Below are 19,255 nucleotides of genomic sequence, written 5' to 3'. Positions count from 1 at the left end.
GAATCAATCTTGCAAGTGTTTCATGTACCTCATGTACAGACTCGGATTCCTCCTGTTGTTGTTCATAATGATAAGAAATATATAGTTTCGTATCAGTTTCGTTTTCTGTACCAGCATCCTTCAACCATTGATTTAATCTATAAGTTGATTTTCCAATTCCAAAAATTTGTCAAAATCGCTTTGGAACAAACGGTCTTGCACAATTCTATATTTTTCATATTCTGTTTCAGCATGAAGCTTGGCTTCTTCTGCACTGATTTTTCCTGGCCCAGTTAGTATCTCATTGCCATTAAATTCAAGGAAACCATCTAGCCTTTTAGCCCAATCCTCCATACTCATCGGAATATGTCTTTGAGCCTGAAGTTCTGCATAATCCAAGTATAATGTGACAATTCGTTCCAGATAATTCATCTCTTCTTCAGATAAATAGTTTTTAGCAATTGTCACATCCGCTTTTAGAATTTTTCCATCTGGAGCATTTTCCCATGTAGTAAGTCCCATGTTCTCTTTTTCAGCATCAGCTCGTTCAACAATCAATTCCGCGGCAGTATGTCTATGCACAGCATAGTGCATTTTGTTCTGAACTGTCTTAAAGAACAACTGAGTAGTTTTAGCATTTTTATCATAATCAAAAGCAGTTGCATAGATATCAGTAACTTTCTGGTAGAACCTTCTTTCAGATAGCCGAATCTCACGAATTTGCTGCAGTTGTCTCTCAAAAAAATCTTCTGTGAACTTATGGCCTTTCTTTAAGCGCTCCGGATCCATGACCCATCCTTGAATGGTATAATCCTTGACTATTTGGCCAGCCCACTTTCTAAAGCGTACTGCCCTCTCGTTGTCTATTTTAAATCCAACAGCAATAATCATTTGAAGATTATAATGGAGAATGTTCCTCGAAACATCCCTATTTCCCTCTCTTTGAACTATTCGGAAATTCCGAATAGTTGAATCCGCAGAAAGCTCACCATCTTTATATATCGTTTCTATATGGTCATTAATTGTATTTACTTTTACATCATATAATGAGGCCATCATCTTTTGCGTTAGCCAAATATTTTCATCCTCATAGCGCATTTCAAAACTCTCTGGCGAATCGCCTGTTGACGCTATATATGTAAGATATTCTGCGGCAGATGATGATACCTGTAGTTCCTTCTTTTTTGCCATTTATCCAAAATACTCCTGCATCAAACTGTCAAATAACTTCTGCGTTTCATCTAATGATTTTTGCACTGCAACTTTTGATTTGTCGACTTGTTTAACAAATTCCGCAAATACTTTCTGTTCTGCTAAATCCACATCTATAATCGATTTGTTATGAAACATATTTCTATTAAGTGTCGGAACTCCCGTGCCTTCCACAAATCTTGTTAAATCGAACAGTTCTAATAAATAGGCCAGATATACAACGTTATTTCCGTGAGTATCTACAGAAAACAATGTAGTATTAAGAGGCCAATAGTCACCTTCTGTATAAAACACTTTCCCTATTGTACCGGAACGCCCTGTAATAACGCCTCCACCTTGAATTTTCGCAATATCATGATGGTCTAACACGCCGTTGGAGCCATAGACTGGAATCTCACCATCCTGTTGTCTATCTTGGACCGGTAGATCAAACCCCCTCTGCATCTTAACAACATTTACAAATTCCGTCGTTTTTCTGTTTTGAGGGTTCTTAATTGGATCCCCAAAGAGCTCGACAAATCGGGCTTGGATGAGCTCATCTAGTTTAAAAAGTTCTTCTTTTCTTAATTTTATTATCTCATTTAGTTTATCTAACCTATCAGCTATCAGCTCTTGTTCATTAATATCCAACAGATTAATTCTATTCTTCTTTATATCTGGAACCGTCAACTGAGGTATAGATGTTCCGCTTGATTGTGGCTTACAATTTTTTAATGCATAAAAAAGATATCTTTCTGATACTTTACTTAAATCAGGTACAACAGTTATGAGTCGCACAACAGGTAAAAATGGTGTTCTTCTAATTGCTGTATATCCTATAGTTCCTCTTGCTGCAACAGTAATACTTAGTTCCTTTTCTCTAGCCTCATCTGTATATCCATATAAACCTTCGTCTTTTTCAGCATTAGCATATATGGGAATGCTATACTCATCAGTAATTACTTCTGAATACCTATCCTTAGGGACATCCCCGCCGGCATATATTCTCTTGCATACTTCTTCCAGTTTTACTCTCATATTGTCCCTACAAATCTTTCTTTTCAATTAATTTAAGAACGTCTGTTTGATATAATATTTAAGTGCTACCAGTACAACGGTAGGCGGTTAGTCCTTTTCCAGGGGACTGTGACCTCTGTTTACATAGAAATCTCTTTCGAGAAATCTCATAATGGAGGAACTTGAATATGCTCACAATTAATGACTTGATTGCAGTTATTGCACTTTGTGCAACTTTCTATAGTCTTGGCTATAATCGTGGTAAGCATGATTCCAAGACACAAAAATAACCGCCCGAGCCTTGGAAACTTAGAGCGGTTACTTTAACTAAACTAAACATCTTGGGCTAACCGTCTACCGGTAGCACTTCTTTTCAATAACTATCTTACCATCACCACTCGTTATCGTCAAACAAATATTCAGTTGTTTTATCATATTTTCCGGAGTGCTTCATTCGCATTCCGCTTCGCTGCATGCTCATGCGTCCTGTCGGACTATCGATCCAATCCGTCAGACACGCTTTGGTGAGCAAGCTCCCCCGCGTGTCTGACGTCTTGTCTCGGCACTCCTCGTTACCTCGACAAATTCGTTGGTTTTGTAGAAAATTCGGAATTTCCGAATTTTCTCATGGTGTCCTCAATCTTTCGCCGTCTCCCATAATACTTTATTTTTCGTCAACTCTAAAATTCTCAATTTGTCATCGAACTTTTCTACAATTATTTCGACAATAATTTCTTTAATTCAACCAGTTCTGTCTGAATTTCTGTCTCGATGCTTTCAATCTTTTCTAGAATGACTTCAGTAGGTTCGTACTCTACCTTCTCATAAACCACTTCCTTGTATTTGTTGATTGAAAGGTCGTAATCATTTTTTTCAATCTCTTCCACTGGCACAAAGAAGCTCTGATCTGTTCTTGCTCTGTCTTTTTCTGCTTCAAGATTGTTGAATCTTGAAATAATGTCACGAATATCATTTTCTGAAATTTCCTGACGCTTATCATCGAGACTAAATCCGTCAGCTTTCATATCATAGAACCAGACATTATCAGTTCCACCGCTACCTGTTTTGGTAAAAATAAGAATAGCTGTTGATACTCCGGCATATGGTTTGAATACTCCACTTGGCATAGATATTACCGCATCAAGCTTATTGTTGTTGATGAGTTCTTTTCTTATCTGCTTGTGAGCATTACTTGAACCAAAAAGTACCCCATCTGGAACAATTACGGCTGCACGTCCGCCCTTCTTCAACACACGAAGAAATAGTGCTAGGAAAAGGAGCTCTGTCTTTTTGGTTTTTGTAACTTTAAGAAGATCGGCAGAAACAGCTTCATAATCAAGGCTTCCCTTAAAAGGCGGGTTGGCCAAAACAAGTGAATACTTTTCTATATCTGTGTTTTGCTCTGACAAACTGTCTCTGTATGAAATATTGGGATTCTCTACGCCGTGAAGAAGCATATTCATGGCACCGATACGGAGCATGGTTCTATCCATATCATTTCCAAAGAACATATCATTATTAAAATGATTCCTCTTCTTCTCATCGAGGAAAAGGTCAGCATGATTCTCTCTGAGATATTTTTGCGCAGCAATCAAAAATCCGGCTGAACCCATGGCGGGATCTATAATGATATCGTCCGGCTGTGGTTTTGTAAGATTGACCATCATCTCGATAATATGTCTAGGGGTTCTGAATTGGCCATTAGTGCCGGCAGTCGCAACCTTAGAAAGAAGATACTCATAAAGATCTCCCTTAGTGTCTTCATCGCCAAGTTCTAACTGATCGATTCCGTCTACGATTTTTGTAAGCATTGCGGGTGTTGGGATTTTGAAAATAGCATCCCCCATATATTTTGAATATGCTGAATCACCATCCTGATGTAAGTTCTTGATAAATGGGAACACACCATTTAAAACAACATCATACATTTCTTCTGCTGATCCGAGATTCTTGAACTTACTCCATCTGTATTTCTCACAATCTCCGGGAAACATGGGCTCATATGGCACATTAAGAAAGTTTGCCTCGTTTTCCTTAGTTGTTTCAACATCGTCGAGCTGTTTTATAAACAAAAGATATGTAAACTGTTCAATTACATCCAGCGGATTGGTAATGCCACCCGTCCAGAATGTTTCCCATATCTTATCAATTTTGTTTTTGATTTCACCTGTAATCATGTAGTCCTCCAATTGTTCAAAAGGATTGGTATCCTTTATGAATTAAGTATACCATTCTGGCAACTTTGAAAATAGATTTTCCTAATTCATTGACGTCTACATTTTTTGCAAAATTCAAATCCATTTGTATGCAAAAAGTCATTTAGAAATTTATCAAGAATAAATAAGCAGCCATTTCGAAATGATATGGCTGCTTATTTGATATAACTTAAACATTAACATTCTGAATGATTCCATCAGTCCTTAACATCTTCATCTACACTATTGATATCATCAGGTTCCACATCAAAAACCACGCCGTTTACAATATCTTCAAAAATCTTCTGCTCTTCTACTGATTCCTGATGCTTTTCAGGATTGCTAAGCATTGTGTCCTTCAATGTGTCTTTAAGTCTATAGCAACAGGGTTTAAATGTCGCATAGGTCAATCCACCTCCAACTACTGGTATTGATTTCTTGAAGAACCCTGAAAGGGTACACGGTACCTGGTGTCCTTTGTATTTAAAAAATCTGCTGATTCTAATATCGTCAAATCAAAAACTAAACGGCAGATGGTTTGACGTTGCAAAGTCATTAAGTGAAGTGACTATGTTGCCTACTTTATCCGGTACGATCTCTTTTGCAAGGCTCACTGTATTATCGGCCATTTCCTTGGCTTTATCAGCAAGCTCATCAATATGCTTAGAGCCGAATTCAACCGCCGAAACATACGCCTCTGAAGCAACCGCACAGCCAATCATTCCGCCTACCATACCAGCACCAAAGCCAACGACTGTTCCTGCACCAGGTACTACTGATCCAACAGCTGCACCGGCAATAGCTGCACCGGCAATACTACCGCCAACTTGAGCTGCATTTTCTCCCAAATCATAAGCAAGTTCATTTCCAGATATTTGACCTGTAGCATAGTCAACAACGGAATCATAAGACTGAACTCCAAAAGATATTACAGCTGCAGGTATCCCGGATTTTCCAAGAGACTTAATAAGATGATGACTGGACGCTGACATGCTCTGGGAAACGGTTGTACTTACAAACGCTGTCCCATAGGAAATACCTCCGGCAACTCCTGTATCCGTTGCTACATCAATAAAGGCTTCCTGTGGCGTGATTTCACCATCCATAACCTTCGCGACATTATCAACCGTAGACACTGCAGCTGTTATTGTTACTGCTATTGCCGCACTATCCATTCCGGCCTTATGGCTTTCTACAAAGGTGTCTTGTACGAAAAGTTTAGTTGTATATCTTTCTGGATGTTTAACAGCGTAAATTGCCTCATCAGAACTAACAGTGCTCTTTTCAACCATTTGATCGATCTTTTTATAACGCTCAATCTGATTTTCTAATTTCTGAGCTGCCTCTACGTTGCCATTGTCGCGTACACGTTGCAGCTGTCCTTCGAGATTACTAATCTTCTTCGGAATAAGAGTTTTCACATCATCATAATAATCTTTAGGAATCTCCATCTTATCGACTTTACCATCATTAAAATATTTGTCGTATTTTTTTGATGCAAGCTTGGAAAGGCATTCAGAGGCATCCTTTCCAACGAATTTTACCTGAATTCTCTCTATGCTCCCATTTCTGTCAATTCGGATTTTGTCAACATATGGATCATTCTTTTTATACTCATACGGATCGTACTTTTTATACTCATCCGGTAGGTCATCTGTACGAAAAGTTTTTACTCCCGTATCATTTTTTTCGGCAATAAGATTTTCTTTTGTTGTACTTATAACCTCAGCTGCATAACCAGCATGTTGTCTTATATTCTGGTTCTCATAATCTTTGTTTATTTTATATTCACTTATTTCCTTTAAACCTAATGATTTTTTTCCTTTATCAAGAGTTGTTCCATTATACATTTCTTTAGTCGAGGACATTACAGCTGTCATATCTGGGACATCAGTTCCAAGCCAGTTAGAAATATTCTTATCAATACTATCAGGAATATCCATGAATGCATCATATTTGGAACTAATACTGCTCTCAAAACCACTATGGAGAGCTGACATTTTACCGCCTAAATCAAATTTTCCTGTATCTAGGCCGCTTGATTCAAATGTATCGAAAGTCATGATAAGTGCACCTCATTCCTTTGATGTTAACACAAAGCAGATGTTCTTGATTTCTTCAGAAGAACACTGCTTCAGTCTGTTTTCAACAAATACCTGTAATTCCTTAGGGGTATTAAAATTCATAAAGTCCTTATTATCTATGCCTATTACTTCCTGGACTAGTTCCTGCAGTTTAGGGAGATCTGCAGTTTTCCAATTTAGAAGTCCATTGAAGAGTGTGTAGTCATCTATTAATGTGGAGATTACCTTTTTTGCTCCGCGTGATATTTCGAGTACTTTCAAAGAGTCTTTTAAGGATTGTTCATCTATCCTTCCCTTACCAATCCATGGTTGCATAAGCATCCTTAAGATAAATATTCTTGCGGAACTTACAGTTCGAATAACTGTCCTTCTATCCGGCACATAAGGCCGTTCTGTGACAGCTGCTTTATCAATCATGGTCAAAACCGGAGCGACCCAGTCATTTTGATAAACAACAGCTACACCACTTGGTAGTTTTGCTATTTCATTCACTTGATCCACGGTGAGACCTATCGAACGTCCGATAGCATCCCTGTCATTTGCTTCCGGAGTACGGAGAACGATCTTTGTATTAGTGTTCTTTATTGCCGCAATATCAACAGAAGATGGTGACTGATCAACTATAATAAATCCCTCACCATATGTTCGGATTTCCGCAATGGTCTGAGTGAGCATCTCAACGGATTTTCCCACTAACCCGGATTCTCCGCCACCTTTAGTGTTTTTGAGCAGATTATGAGCTTCTTCAAGAACAGTGACATGCTTTAATCCATTATTATTCTCTGTCTTTTGATCAACTCGGTACTCATTCAGGATATAAACCATAAGCCCCATAATGAGAGCTTTTGTCTCTGTAGACTTGACCCTGCTTATATCAATAATGCAGTTTTCATCGAAAAGCTTTTTATATGGTGTTTGTTCTGTCGTAAATATGAACTTATTGAGCCCGACGGTCAATGATTTAACACGGGTTATCAGTGCTCCACGATAATTTGATTTTATATCAGAAGCATAATCAGAGCTTTCTATCAATTTGTTTAGTTGATCGATAAGAATTTCAAAATCGGGGTATTCAGGTTCTGCTCCATCAAAGGTAGAAGAACCAAGATCCCAGCCCACCTCCTCATAGGATTGTAAGATGGCGTCCTTAAAAAAAGCCGGCATAGCGTCATACATTGGCCAGCAGACACTGAAGATTTCAACCAATCCATCCACATGCTCCAGAACATGTATAGATTTAGGAAACCTGAAAGGATTGATATTAATAAGTTCTGCTACTCGTGGATTTGTAGAATATACATTAGTATCCGGCCAGTTTCCGAAAACATCCTTATACTCGCCTTTCGCCGGCTCAACAACAAGAAACGGAATTCTGTCCTGATGAAGCTCAGCCAGCATCTGATAAACGGTATTACTCTTACCTGATCCTGTTGATCCGGTAATAAATGTATGCATGTTCAGGCTCTTATTATCGAGTTCTACAATTTTGTTTGTAATCTTTCCAAGATCAAACACTCTGCCAAGTGTCATTCTGTCCTCCGGACGTGACACAGTGTTCTTTGAAAACAGGTGGTAGGCAGTAACTTCTTTGCCGAATTCAGCATGCTCAATGACCGGAAGTCCGGATACAGTGGCCCTGGGTAGCTCCATGTGAATTCCGAGTTCTTTACCGGTAATAGTAGTAGTAGCATTTGTCATTACACCGTATTGGTCATTATTACCGTAATAAAAGAGCGGATGAAGAAAACGGGAAAGATATGTGGTCAAATCATGATAATTACCAACTGTTCTCGGATTATTGCTTCTCCACGAATTTATTGATGAGACTTCTCTTCCGGAGTTCTCACCATTCATAAGAGAACGATAATTGCTGGCAGCAATCTCAGCCGCTGACATATCATCAGAAAGAAAATATGCAGCAACATTCCACATGCCATAACTGTCAAATTCCCTCGTACGTTTCAAAGAATCATCCAGCATTTGAAGCATATCAGTTACTACTTTGTTTTCTGTTGTAGTTGATGTTGAAGTACTGAGGGATTCACTCTGCTGTTCAGTGGGGGCCAAAGTATTGATGAAACCGCTCAGCTGTCCTGCAATCTGACCACCAACCATTGCGCCGCCAGTCATTCCGATTGAAGGACTTATTGCTCCTCCTGCAATGGCACCTCCGATTACACCGCCCAATGAAGTAAGTACTCCTCCCAAAAGTGCTGCTCGTTGCTGTCCATTCATCTCGGCAAATGACTTGCTTTTGGACGTAGTATTGGATGTACTCTCAGATAATTGTACTTTTTGAAGAGGAGAGAGCTTTGTATATAGATCCTGATATTCCTTCCGCAGCATCTGGATCATCTGTGAAGGTTGGTTTTCTGCCACAATAAGACCTATGAATTGGCGTCCATGCATCGCCAGAGCCAGCTTTTCTATCCCCTGAACAAACTGTTCATTAGTTTGTTCTGTTGAAGACTTACTGTTCCCGACAATGCTTACTGATGTAACGTTCTGTTGCTTTATGATCTTTTCAGACAGAGCAGCAATATGCTGTCTGTCCTTTCCTAAGATCTTCATTCCGGGGAAGTGACCAATGAATGTATTCTTCAGTGTGTCACCAAGGGTAACGGTTGAACGCTTCTGCAATTCATCCTTTTCCATATTACGGACACCGATGTAAAAATCTGTCTTTTGACCGTCGGAATCCATGATTATGAATGCGGTAGCATTATATGTTGAAAGAGTATTAAATACAGTTGTGAACTTATCCGTAACAGGTTCACCTTTTTTATATACCATCTCGGTAACATGAAAAAGGCGGATATTCTGGATTAAATCCTCTTCCAACGGTAGAAGTTCACCGACAGGAACTATTTGCATTTCTGTCAATCTGGATAGATACTTTTTCCGGATACCATCCTCTATAATTGCAAGACGGTTTTCCATAGTCATATCCTGAGTGACTATTTCGGCGGACATGTGCTCTTGTATTTCATTCATAATCAGGACCTCGCTATATCTTGGAGCTTATCACAGAAAGTAGTATGCCAATCGTTATCTGCTTGTAGTAATTTTTCATCTTCCGTAAGTTGCGATGATACAAGTTCCTTTTCTTCAGTTACTTCCTGAAGAAGAACAGCTATTTGTTCCATGTAACAATCGGACAATTCAGAGAAATACTTTTGTAAGTTATAATAGGCTTCATTGATCATGTCATCTGCTACCGGTCCAACAACACTAGCAGCATGTGAACGCCAGTTTTCATAGTAGTATATTGTTTCCAGAACCGGTTCTTGAGGTGATTCTTCGGAAGCTTTAAATAATTTTCCGAAAAAATCATTTTTTGGTATGACATATTGTTCTTCTTTTATATTCAATAATTCGTCAGCTATTCGATGTACCGAGTGTTCAGTTAGTTCAGAAGCTACTATCTCTTTAACGTTATAATCTTCTTTAATTTGAGCACTCTTGTACCATTCATCGCAAAGAGTCAGGAGTGTTGCACATTGCATAAAATAGAATTGATTTACAGAATGCTTGAAATCATCAAAAAACCTAAAAACTTCTGATTCAAATTCATAAGCTAATGATCTGGCCTCTGCCACATCTGCGATTTTTGTCTTCTTAATTTTCCATTGATTTATATTGTCGATCAAATATGATTTGGCTCTTATCAAATCTAACGGAAGATCAAGATTTTCTCTATTGAAAAAATGGTCATTGGCTATTTTTAAATTGGTCAGAATACCATCCAACTCTTTAATCTTTTCATGGATATCCCGGTTGGTTATCTCACTCTGTTTATTTTCTTCTTCAAGAATGGCCCCTAACTCATCAGCCTGTGTACGAAACACGTTAATTGAATCATAAATATATTCTGATATAGGAAAAAGTTCAAAATATCGAAAGATAAGAGGGTCATCAACAGATGTTACTACCTGAGGCTTTTTAACACCCAGATCTCGTATATCTCTTTCGGCTTTTTCTCCAAGAGTAGGACTTATCATGAAGAAAAGTTGATCCTGTGTGATATCATCTCTCTTCAAAAGCTCCAATAGATTGTATTGCAATGTGCTAGTTGTTTTGCGATCAATATAAAAGAGAACCGGGGTACTATGAAGATCCGTTTTATGTAATTCATCTACCGATTCAACATTCTCCACGGATATGTCGATATCCGCAAAGATACTGTCAGGATTTACTAATCCCCCTATTACAACAAATGAATATGCACTATCAAATAATTCTTTGTTGCGGTCTCTGAATGAATGTAAATCAAACTTTCTGTTGGGTGTATCGTCAAGCCACTGCAAAAATTCATCTATAGAATGAGATTTTTCCTGTCTGCTGTCGAGATTGCCCTTGTGAAAAAGCTGTACAAGGTCTTTTCCGACCCCAGCTTGTAGGAAAGATTTTTTTAACTCTTCAAAGTCCATTTCTGTCCCGGTAAAGTCCAGTTCAAAATTATATCCGTTCATCTCATCGTAGAATATTGAAGGAATCTTATTCACCCAGGTTTGAAGTTTTTCTTTTTGATATTTCTCTACAAGACTGTTTATTCTTGGGGGATTTCCGTTGAATCGAACCTCTGTTTCAAGAAGATATGGATTATAAAATAATTCAGCTTTTACCACGAAGTAATGCCTCCTTTCCTATTTGTTCACTAAAATATTTAAATATCACATGCAAAAAAAATATCTAAAACTGATTAAAAATGAAGTCCCGAATGGTACACAGTACCAATATTATTCTGTTATTCAAAAGGAATATTCTCGTTTAATATATCGGCTCAAACACAATCAACATCAGCTTAATGCTGCTTGAATAATAAGGATAAATTACGCAATTAAAGTGAATGTCTACGTGTTGGATAGTACTCTTCTTTCACCCTCACAGTTTTCTCATACATTCCATCCACTCTCTACATTCTTCTTCCCCGGCGCAGTGAAGCTATAGTACTCAGTCCGGATCTAACCTACCGGATCATCATACAGGAAGAAGATTGTCTTTCTCTCGTTCCGGTCATATTTCACACTGTCAAAGACGATCTCAGATTCTACATTATATATATCCGGTCTTTTGCTTCGATATCTTAATTCTACTTACATACACAACAAAAAAATGCACATCTATAATGAGTTTATGATTATTTAATAATTGAAAAAGGCCATTAGAAACCGGCTTTAAATTGACGCTATGTCTTCTTGAAGACATATAATATATATATCATAAAGACTTTGGAAAATTTCGAGTAAAACATTGTCGTATAATTTGATGAGTGGTAAAATATAATCGAATATTTTCAAAGTCTTTTAAAAATATGGAGTAAACATGGAATATAATAGAGCAAAATATATAGACCGGCTTGTTGAAAGAAGACAAAACGGCCTGATCAAAGTGATAACCGGCGCAAGACGTTCAGGAAAATCATATCTTATGAATGAATTGTATTATAAGTATCTTTTGGCTAATGGCGTGCCAAGCACCAATGTTATCAGGTTTGCTTTTGATGCCGATGAGGATATCGATTTGCTTGATTCGTATTTTCCTGATGAAGAGACAAAACTTGAAAAGAAAAATGGGATTTATTATATAAATGCCAAGAAATTCAGGGCATATATCAAGGATAGGACCAATGACGAAGACGATTTCTACCTACTGCTTGATGAGGTTCAGCTTCTGGATAATTTTTTCGGCACCTTGAATGGTTTTTTGCGTCATAAGAACTTAGATGTTTATGTTACAGGTTCGAATTCAAGATTTCTTTCGTCGGACATAGCTACAGAGTTTAAGGGCAGAGGCACAATTGTACATGTTTTACCGCTTTCTTTTTCTGAGTATATGCAAGGGCAGAGCATAAATCCACAGGAAGCATGGAAAGAGTATATCAGAACCGGTGGGATTCCGCTTGTTGCACAGATGGTGGGAAATGATGAAAAGATATCTTATCTAAATTCTTTATGCGAGGAAACTTATCTTAAAGATATAATAGCCCATAATAAAATAAAAAAGAAAACTGAACTGGCAGATACATTTAATATCATAGCTTCAATGGTTGGTTCACCGGTAAACGTAAGTAAACTCACAAACACTTTTAAAAGCGTGATGGGAAAAGATATTACCGATGACACGATTGCTAATTTCATGGGTTATTTTGAGGATGCATTCGTTATATCCAAGGTCAGCAAGTACAATATAAAAGGAAGAAAGTATATTGGGGCTCCATTTAAGTTATACTTTGAAGATATAGGGGTAAGGAATGCCAGACTGAACTTCCGACAGATTGAAGAGACTCATATTATGGAAAATATCATATATAACGAGCTTAGATACAGAGGTTTTAATATTGATGTTGGGGAAGTAAACGTCAGTGAGAAGACCGACAGAATAGATATTAATGGAAAGTATATATATGCGCAGAAGGCACTGGAAGTAGATTTTATAGCCTCTAAAGGAGATATAAAATACTATATTCAATCAGCACTTTCGATGGACGATGCCGGTAAACAGTTGCAGGAAAAGAAGAGCCTCTACTATATTGATGATTCTTTTAAAAAGATTGTTGTTGCAAAAACAGGATTAAAACCGTCTTATGATGAGAAGGGAATTATGATTATAGATCTGTTTGACTTTCTTATGGATAACGTTGGACTATAGTTTTTTACATCTATTGACAACATAAAAAAGGAGCCGCCCCATATTGATGCGACTCCTCCGATGAGTTTCTGTAGTTACTTTGGTATCTCTTCCATAAATTTAAAATAAGCGGTTCCTCCGGTCGCCAGATCCAGATCTTCGTCATTTAAGATCACACTGGCTTCCTCCATAAATAGGTGACAGGCACCAATGGTTTATAAGGCTTACGAAGGCAATATATCCAAATGTTTTTTTTCTTCACGAAGAAAAACCGGCCAAATTCATTTCGAATTTAACCGGCAAATATATGATATAAAGATGATAGAATGCATATTATCTGATCATCGGTTTTCAGAGGGTTGCCGGCAGATTTGGGTGCTGCCGGCTTGAGTATGAAAAAACATTTTGGGGTATCAGATGTTCCTCATCTGATGGTCATATAATATCACCGGATGCTGAAAGGAAACTGAATATCCAATATTTCTATATGGTCTAAAAACAGACCATATGCATTTTCCTTAGACCATGATATGATTCTCAAGTCAAAAGAAATAATAGTCTATTATTCAAAAAGAATTCCCACTTTATCAAAAAAATTAATAAAAGCAATTGACGATATGTGATAAAACACATATTATTGAAACTATAGAGCGAAATCGAATTAGCAAAGACATATAGGGCTGATTATTATGCCAGGAAGGAGAATAAATGACAACCTTAAATGACTTCATAGAAGAACAGCTTAAAGACCCTGTTTTTAAAGAGAAATATGATGCACTTGAACCTGAGTATTCTCTAATACAGGCATTAATTGATGCCAGGAAAGAAAATGGAATGACACAAAAACAATTGGCAGATGCCACAGGAATATCACAGGCTGATATAAGCAGATTGGAACATGGAACCGGAAATCCATCTGTAAAGACTTTACAAAGAATAGCTCAGGCATTACATATGGCCTTAAAAATAGAATTTGTCCCACAAAAAGAAACGAGTATAGGTTAAAACAATTGAACACCATAGGTGCTGTTCACAGTGATAGGCACCTATGGTTCTTCGACCAAAGTGTCTTTTAGGATTACTTAAATCGTTAAAAAAGAGGCACCGCTTATCGTTAAGATAATATTACGTCCGTAATTAGTTTCTTATCAATAAACGGTACCTGATTTTATAAAAATTTTGATTTCGGCTACAATAAACTATGAATTTACAGGAGTCTCAGTTTCACAATAATACTTCATTACATCTTCTCTGGAAACCTTCTTATAGTCTTCATTTTTTATAACAGCGGTATATAATTCATCAAAGTCTTTAACATATACCTTTAGACTATGAACTAATGCTTTTAAACCTTTTTCTATGCCCTTATTCTCAATAGCATCTGCATAACTACACAAATCTGTCACCTCACTTTCTACTTCTTTTGTTACATTAAGTCCATACACTGATTTCAGATTCCTGACCTTATCTGCCACATTGACATGTTCGTCAAACAGATATGTAAGCATCCGGATCAATCCATTTTCCGCTTTTTCTGAATCATGCTTTTCACTGATATAAATGATGATAGCATTAAGGATATCATACCTCGGACTATCTGAATTACTACCATACAGAAATCTTCTGTTAATATCGTAAATCTCGATAGAATTCGCTCTGGTCTTCGCCGCTTCTGTACATAGCCAGATGGAATACACTTTCTTTATGTTTCCATACTTTACCGGATCATCACTGTCTGTGGTAAATTCAACACCCTGCTGTGCAGAGATCATACGGCAACAATAGAATAATGCCCTTAGCGGCAAATCATACCCAGGTTTATCTTCATTTTGGGCTTCAAGATTTTCCCCAATCCTGTAAATTGTTCCATATCTGCTCCTAAAGTACAGCGAGAAAGATATGAACCTCTCGCCTTGATTATATATCAGTTCTGCGCAAAGCTGATAATAAAATTTGTATAATCGGGAATGATCATTCTGAAAAGAATTTCAAGATTATAATCGTTGAATGTCTATTAGACCTTAGCATCATATCATAGTCCAACAGATTTTCATATCGTCTGTTTTTAGACTATAACCGTATTGGAGTAATCTACAGATGAAAGGTTTAATAACATTCTAAGACTCAAAAGTCAGGCAGAAGGTTAATGATAAATCGAGATATGAATTTAAAAAGCCCCATCGGATCATCGCATCCGAAAGGGCTTTTTGAGCTTAGATATAGTATTTTGTTTCAGGGTCTCAAAATCTAGAGTTTATAGTACCAGGTTAAATAAATTGTAAACTACTATATTCTGCCTCCATAAGTGCCAGTTCCTGTGAACAATCGTTCACAGGGACTGGCACCTATGGGTCTGGTTCGTGGATGTAAGTATCATCCCTGAAAGAGAAGAGATCTGCAAGGATCAGAATATACGATTCGAGCGCTTCCATTCCGGTGGGAACGGTGGGCAGAATGTAAATTAAGTAGAGACCGGTGTCCGTCTCATTCACATCCCCACAGGTATCACAGTGACTTCCACAGCAGAGAGGACCCAGCAGCTTAACAGAAGGGATGCTCTTGATAAACTTAATGTCATCCTTGCAGCAAAAGAAGCAGAAAACCATGCCAAGCAGACAAATGATGCCTGGCGTGAACATACAAGGATCGTAAGAGGAAATCCGGTAAGAGTCTATAAAGGCATGGGCTTCACCCAGACAAAATAAGGTATTAAAACATGGTGCTGTCGCGTTTTAGTGCAACAGCACCTTTTCATATAAAAGCTTTCGGATCCTAATGCTCATCTCTTTCAATATAAAGATTAGTGCTTTATACATTTATAATTAAATGTTGCGGGTAACGATTTGAGAATTATAATAATGAATTAACATCAAAGTCATAAAGGGGGGATTAAGTATGGAAGGGTTATTGGCCTTTATTTCTGCGGTCTGCAGTAGAATTCAGACTGTTTCTGATTTGTTTTGGGATTTTCCGACAAACTTTGAGTGGTATCGAGGCATTCCTGTTTTAGGAAATTTTTCTCTGGCTATCATTCTGCTCATAGGTTCGGGAATCTACTTTTCGGTTAACCTCAGATTTATACAACTTAGAAGGTTTAGATACGGTATTCGGGTACTGAAAAACAGTAAGGCGAAAACGGGTATCACTCCACTTGCATCATTTTTCCTTTCAACTGCCATGCGTGTAGGTCCTGGAAATATCCTCGGTGTAACAGGTGCAGTATCTGTGGGGGGACCCGGCGCCCTATTATGGATGTGGATCTCGGCATTTTTCGGGATGGCCACGGCCTATGTTGAGTCAACATTATCCCAGATTTTCAAGGAAAAGAAGGACGATGAGTACCTGGGAGGCATGTCCTTCTATGGAAGAAGGCTGCTGAAGAACTCAGCTATAGTCGGTGTCGTGCTCTCTATGATGTATATCATATATGCAATCCTATGCTTTCCGGCACAGGGCTTCAATACTGTATCGGCCATGGGACAGATTGCAAGCATTGTAAGCGGATATGATCTTCCGACTACTCACGCAGTATATTGGATTGGATTTCTCGTAGTTATTCTGGCGACCTGCGCTGTTTCCTTTGGCGGAACAAAGAAGATTTCAAAGGTTACGGATGTGTTGGTTCCGGTTATGGCAGTCGTTTACGTCATTACTGTTCTTATTCTTATTTTTATCAATATATCGAGGATCCCATGGTTTTTCTATGCCGTCTTCACACAGGCATTTAAGCCGGAAGCCATCTTTGGGGGTGCCTTCGGAACGGCTCTCATGCAGGGTGTAAAAAGAGGACTTATGTCCAATGAGGCCGGCCAGGGTACCATCACTATGCCGGCTGCAGCATCAGATGCCGCACATCCTTGTGATCAGGGCTGTGTTCAGGCCATCGGTGTTTTCCTTGATACCATAGTTATCTGTACTCTTACAGGTTTTGTGGTTATCATGGGCCGGGCATGGCTCACAGAAAATGGTGCTGCATGGATGGATCTCGGAAAGCTTCCCAAGTACCTTGCTTCCATTGAAGAGCTTACTCCGGGAATAGGATTAAATAGTGTTGTTACACTGCTGGTATCGCTTTGTTTCGGACTTTTTGCATTCACCTGTCTCTTGGGATTTATGTCATTCTCTGAGATATGTGCAAACAGAATCAGCCGCAGCAAGGTATTTATAAACGCTATAAGAATTATCGATATCGCAGTTATCTGTTTCGGAATGCTCACATCTATCGTTGGCCTGGATCTTGGAGCCCTTTGGGATCTTTCCGATTTTGCCAATATTTTGATCGCTTACTGCAACATTCCGCTTCTATACATTGGCTTCAAATATGTTAAGAAGGCAACTGTTCACTTCGAGTCAAAGCATGACACACCGTTTAGTTCGGCTGTCATAGGGGTCGATGTCCCTGTATGGGATGATAAGGCCCGGGCAAACTGATTTTTGAGATTTGTATCTTAGAAACACAAAGGGGCGACGCACCATTTTATGATATGGTGCGTCACCCCCATTTTCTTTGTTATAGCATTAGTCATCACTATCAGCATCATCTTCTGTTGTCTTGTCAGCCTTGTTCTTTTCCTTTATCGTTGTGCTGTTAGTCTTGTCCATAAGTGCCAGGTCCGTATGTGTTCACAGTGACAGGCACTCATTTACCGGGGACAGCCCTCTTTTGTGAGAACCGTTCCCGGTAGTATTTTCTAAAATTTGATGCGGTTTTCCTTGAAGACCTTCATCATTTCATTAGTGAGACTCAGATTATTCTCCTGTAAAACTATAGCATTTCTCTGAACCCATTCGGCATATCTCAGTTCATCCTTATCCATATGAATCTCGGCATTACCCTCAGCATCGCAATAGAATCCTGCGAGGATATCCTGAGCCATACCCCATGGCTGGGATTTATAATATCTGATATTTCTTACTTTGATGCCGGTTTCTTCCATCACCTCACGGGCAACTGTTTCCTCCAGTGTTTCACCGATCTCGGTAAATCCTGCCACAAGAGCATTGCCTCCGTAGCCTTGTCTGTATTTTGTCACCAGCAGGCAGTCACCCTTTGTGACACCAACAATTACTGCAGGGTTGATCCTTGGATAAATAATGTTGCCACAGTCTTTACACCGAAGTGCCCGTTCCTTGTCATCAAAGCTCAGCTTATGTCCGCATTTTCCACAGAAAGTATTATCGGCATACCATTTCCATAAATGATATGCAGTAAATACGGCATAGATTTCCGGTCCGGAACCGGTCTTTCGCAGGTCTCTTACGGATCTGTAGTTGAAATCGTTTTTTATATGAGCTTCCTTATCGGTAACAAGAAAATAACGTGTATCATCGATTGAAAACAGGTATATTGTTTCAAACCCTTCTGCATCGCTTCCTTTCGGAAATGACAGCTTTCCGTTATTTTCATGTATAAGAAGCTTTCCTTCCTTGTCAAAGAAAAGTGCCGTATCTTCAGGCTGTATAGAATTGTTTTTAAATGAATTATCTAACCTGCTTGGTGCGATATCCTGTATCATTATCCCCTCTATTCCTTTTTGAAATTAATTTCTGACACATCTTAAATGCACTCACCATGTGCTCGGCAAATTGCCGGTTGCCTTTTTCTGTCAGATGAATGCCATCATAAAACAGATCGATATCCCATTTACCGGCATCGATGAACCTTGCTTTGTATTTCCCGGCAACTTCATGGTAAAGGTTACTTAACTTTACGTTTGCTTCCTGAATTGCGTTCATGGGATGTCCTGCGGGGAATCCCATCATGGGAGGAGAAATGACGATGCATTGGCACTCTTCATGAATGTCTTTGACGGCTTGCAGAAGCAGATCCATATGGTTGGCAATTTCGAGGGGGTTAAGTGATGACTGATTCAGCAGATCATTTGTGCCAAGCATTACTGCAAAGTAATCAAGCTTCTCATACCGACCCAAAACTTTTTGAAAACGTTTTAACTCTGCTTCATAACCGGGAAGACACCTTCCGTTTTGACCATCTTCTATGATCTGTATGGATTCCTTTATACGATCCTGTAACATCGTTGGCCAACGAATATCCTTAGGTAATCTGGCATCTTCGTAACATGATGCCAGGGGATTATAGCCATATGTATTGGAATCACCGTATAGATAAAGGATCTGCTTATCTTCCATTTCATGCCT

At 38.6% G+C, this 19,255-nt stretch carries 13 protein-coding genes and 1 pseudogene; 4 read left to right on the top strand and 10 right to left on the bottom strand.

Annotated features, from left to right (window positions below; translation table 11 throughout):
* Positions 1-132: 132 nt before the first annotated feature.
* From BLV86_RS03965 to BLV86_RS03940, 7 genes are all read right to left on the bottom strand, one after another.
* Positions 133-1,170: a virulence RhuM family protein gene (locus tag BLV86_RS03965; RefSeq protein ID WP_090815210.1), complete on the bottom strand. Its 1,038-nt coding sequence runs from the start codon at positions 1,168-1,170 to the stop codon at positions 133-135.
* Positions 1,171-2,208 carry a restriction endonuclease subunit S gene (locus tag BLV86_RS03960; RefSeq protein WP_090815209.1) on the bottom strand — a complete coding sequence of 346 codons (1,038 nt, stop codon included), beginning with the start codon at positions 2,206-2,208 and terminating at the stop codon, positions 1,171-1,173.
* 695 nt (positions 2,209-2,903) lie between these two features.
* Positions 2,904-4,364: a type I restriction-modification system subunit M gene (locus tag BLV86_RS03955; protein ID WP_031550965.1), complete on the bottom strand. Its 1,461-nt coding sequence runs from the start codon at positions 4,362-4,364 to the stop codon at positions 2,904-2,906.
* A gap of 236 nt (positions 4,365-4,600) precedes the next feature.
* A complete protein-coding gene (locus BLV86_RS18080) occupies positions 4,601-4,792 on the bottom strand; it encodes a hypothetical protein (protein WP_207647466.1) in 192 nt (63 codons plus the stop codon).
* Between the two features lie 105 nt (positions 4,793-4,897).
* Positions 4,898-6,445 carry a hypothetical protein gene (locus BLV86_RS03950; RefSeq protein WP_090815208.1) on the bottom strand — a complete coding sequence of 516 codons (1,548 nt, stop codon included), beginning with the start codon at positions 6,443-6,445 and terminating at the stop codon, positions 4,898-4,900.
* Between the two features lie 12 nt (positions 6,446-6,457).
* A complete protein-coding gene (locus tag BLV86_RS03945) occupies positions 6,458-9,460 on the bottom strand; it encodes an ATP-binding protein (protein WP_090815207.1) in 3,003 nt (1,000 codons plus the stop codon).
* 2 nt (positions 9,461-9,462) lie between these two features.
* Positions 9,463-11,094 (bottom strand): hypothetical protein, encoded by a 1,632-nt coding sequence (locus BLV86_RS03940; RefSeq protein ID WP_090815206.1) that lies wholly within the window; start codon positions 11,092-11,094, stop codon positions 9,463-9,465.
* A gap of 697 nt (positions 11,095-11,791) precedes the next feature.
* Between BLV86_RS03940 and BLV86_RS03935 the strand changes: the two genes are divergently transcribed.
* Together BLV86_RS03935 and BLV86_RS03930 are read left to right on the top strand one after the other, a co-directional pair.
* On the top strand, positions 11,792-13,117 hold the full coding sequence (locus BLV86_RS03935) for an ATP-binding protein (protein ID WP_090815205.1): 1,326 nt from the start codon (positions 11,792-11,794) through the stop codon (positions 13,115-13,117).
* 687 nt (positions 13,118-13,804) lie between these two features.
* Entirely contained in the window at positions 13,805-14,101 is a 297-nt protein-coding gene (locus BLV86_RS03930; RefSeq protein ID WP_029202014.1) for a helix-turn-helix domain-containing protein, read from the top strand.
* 194 nt (positions 14,102-14,295) lie between these two features.
* Here the strand turns inward: BLV86_RS03930 and BLV86_RS03925 are convergent, their stop codons facing one another.
* Positions 14,296-14,868 carry a hypothetical protein gene (locus BLV86_RS03925; RefSeq protein WP_090815204.1) on the bottom strand — a complete coding sequence of 191 codons (573 nt, stop codon included), beginning with the start codon at positions 14,866-14,868 and terminating at the stop codon, positions 14,296-14,298.
* 705 nt (positions 14,869-15,573) lie between these two features.
* Here BLV86_RS03925 and BLV86_RS03920 point away from each other — a divergent pair.
* Positions 15,574-15,801: pseudogene (locus BLV86_RS03920) on the top strand (peptide chain release factor family protein); the annotation flags it as partial.
* Between the two features lie 190 nt (positions 15,802-15,991).
* A complete protein-coding gene (locus BLV86_RS03915) occupies positions 15,992-17,527 on the top strand; it encodes an alanine/glycine:cation symporter family protein (RefSeq protein ID WP_090815202.1) in 1,536 nt (511 codons plus the stop codon).
* 260 nt (positions 17,528-17,787) lie between these two features.
* On the opposite strand, the gene nudC is transcribed toward BLV86_RS03915, so the two are convergent.
* Both nudC and BLV86_RS03905 read right to left on the bottom strand, forming a co-directional pair.
* Positions 17,788-18,612 (bottom strand): NAD(+) diphosphatase, encoded by an 825-nt coding sequence (nudC, locus tag BLV86_RS03910; protein ID WP_031555122.1) that lies wholly within the window; start codon positions 18,610-18,612, stop codon positions 17,788-17,790.
* Positions 18,578-19,246, bottom strand: coding sequence for a GDSL-type esterase/lipase family protein (locus tag BLV86_RS03905; protein WP_090815201.1), 669 nt, complete (start codon positions 19,244-19,246; stop codon positions 18,578-18,580). Before BLV86_RS03905 ends, nudC begins: the two co-directional genes overlap by 35 nt.
* Positions 19,247-19,255 lie beyond the last annotated feature (9 nt).

Origin of the sequence: Oribacterium sp. KHPX15 (assembly GCF_900107835.1) — a bacterium.
Classification (GTDB): domain Bacteria; phylum Bacillota; class Clostridia; order Lachnospirales; family Lachnospiraceae; genus Oribacterium.
This window is presented reverse-complemented; position numbering and strand designations above follow the sequence as displayed.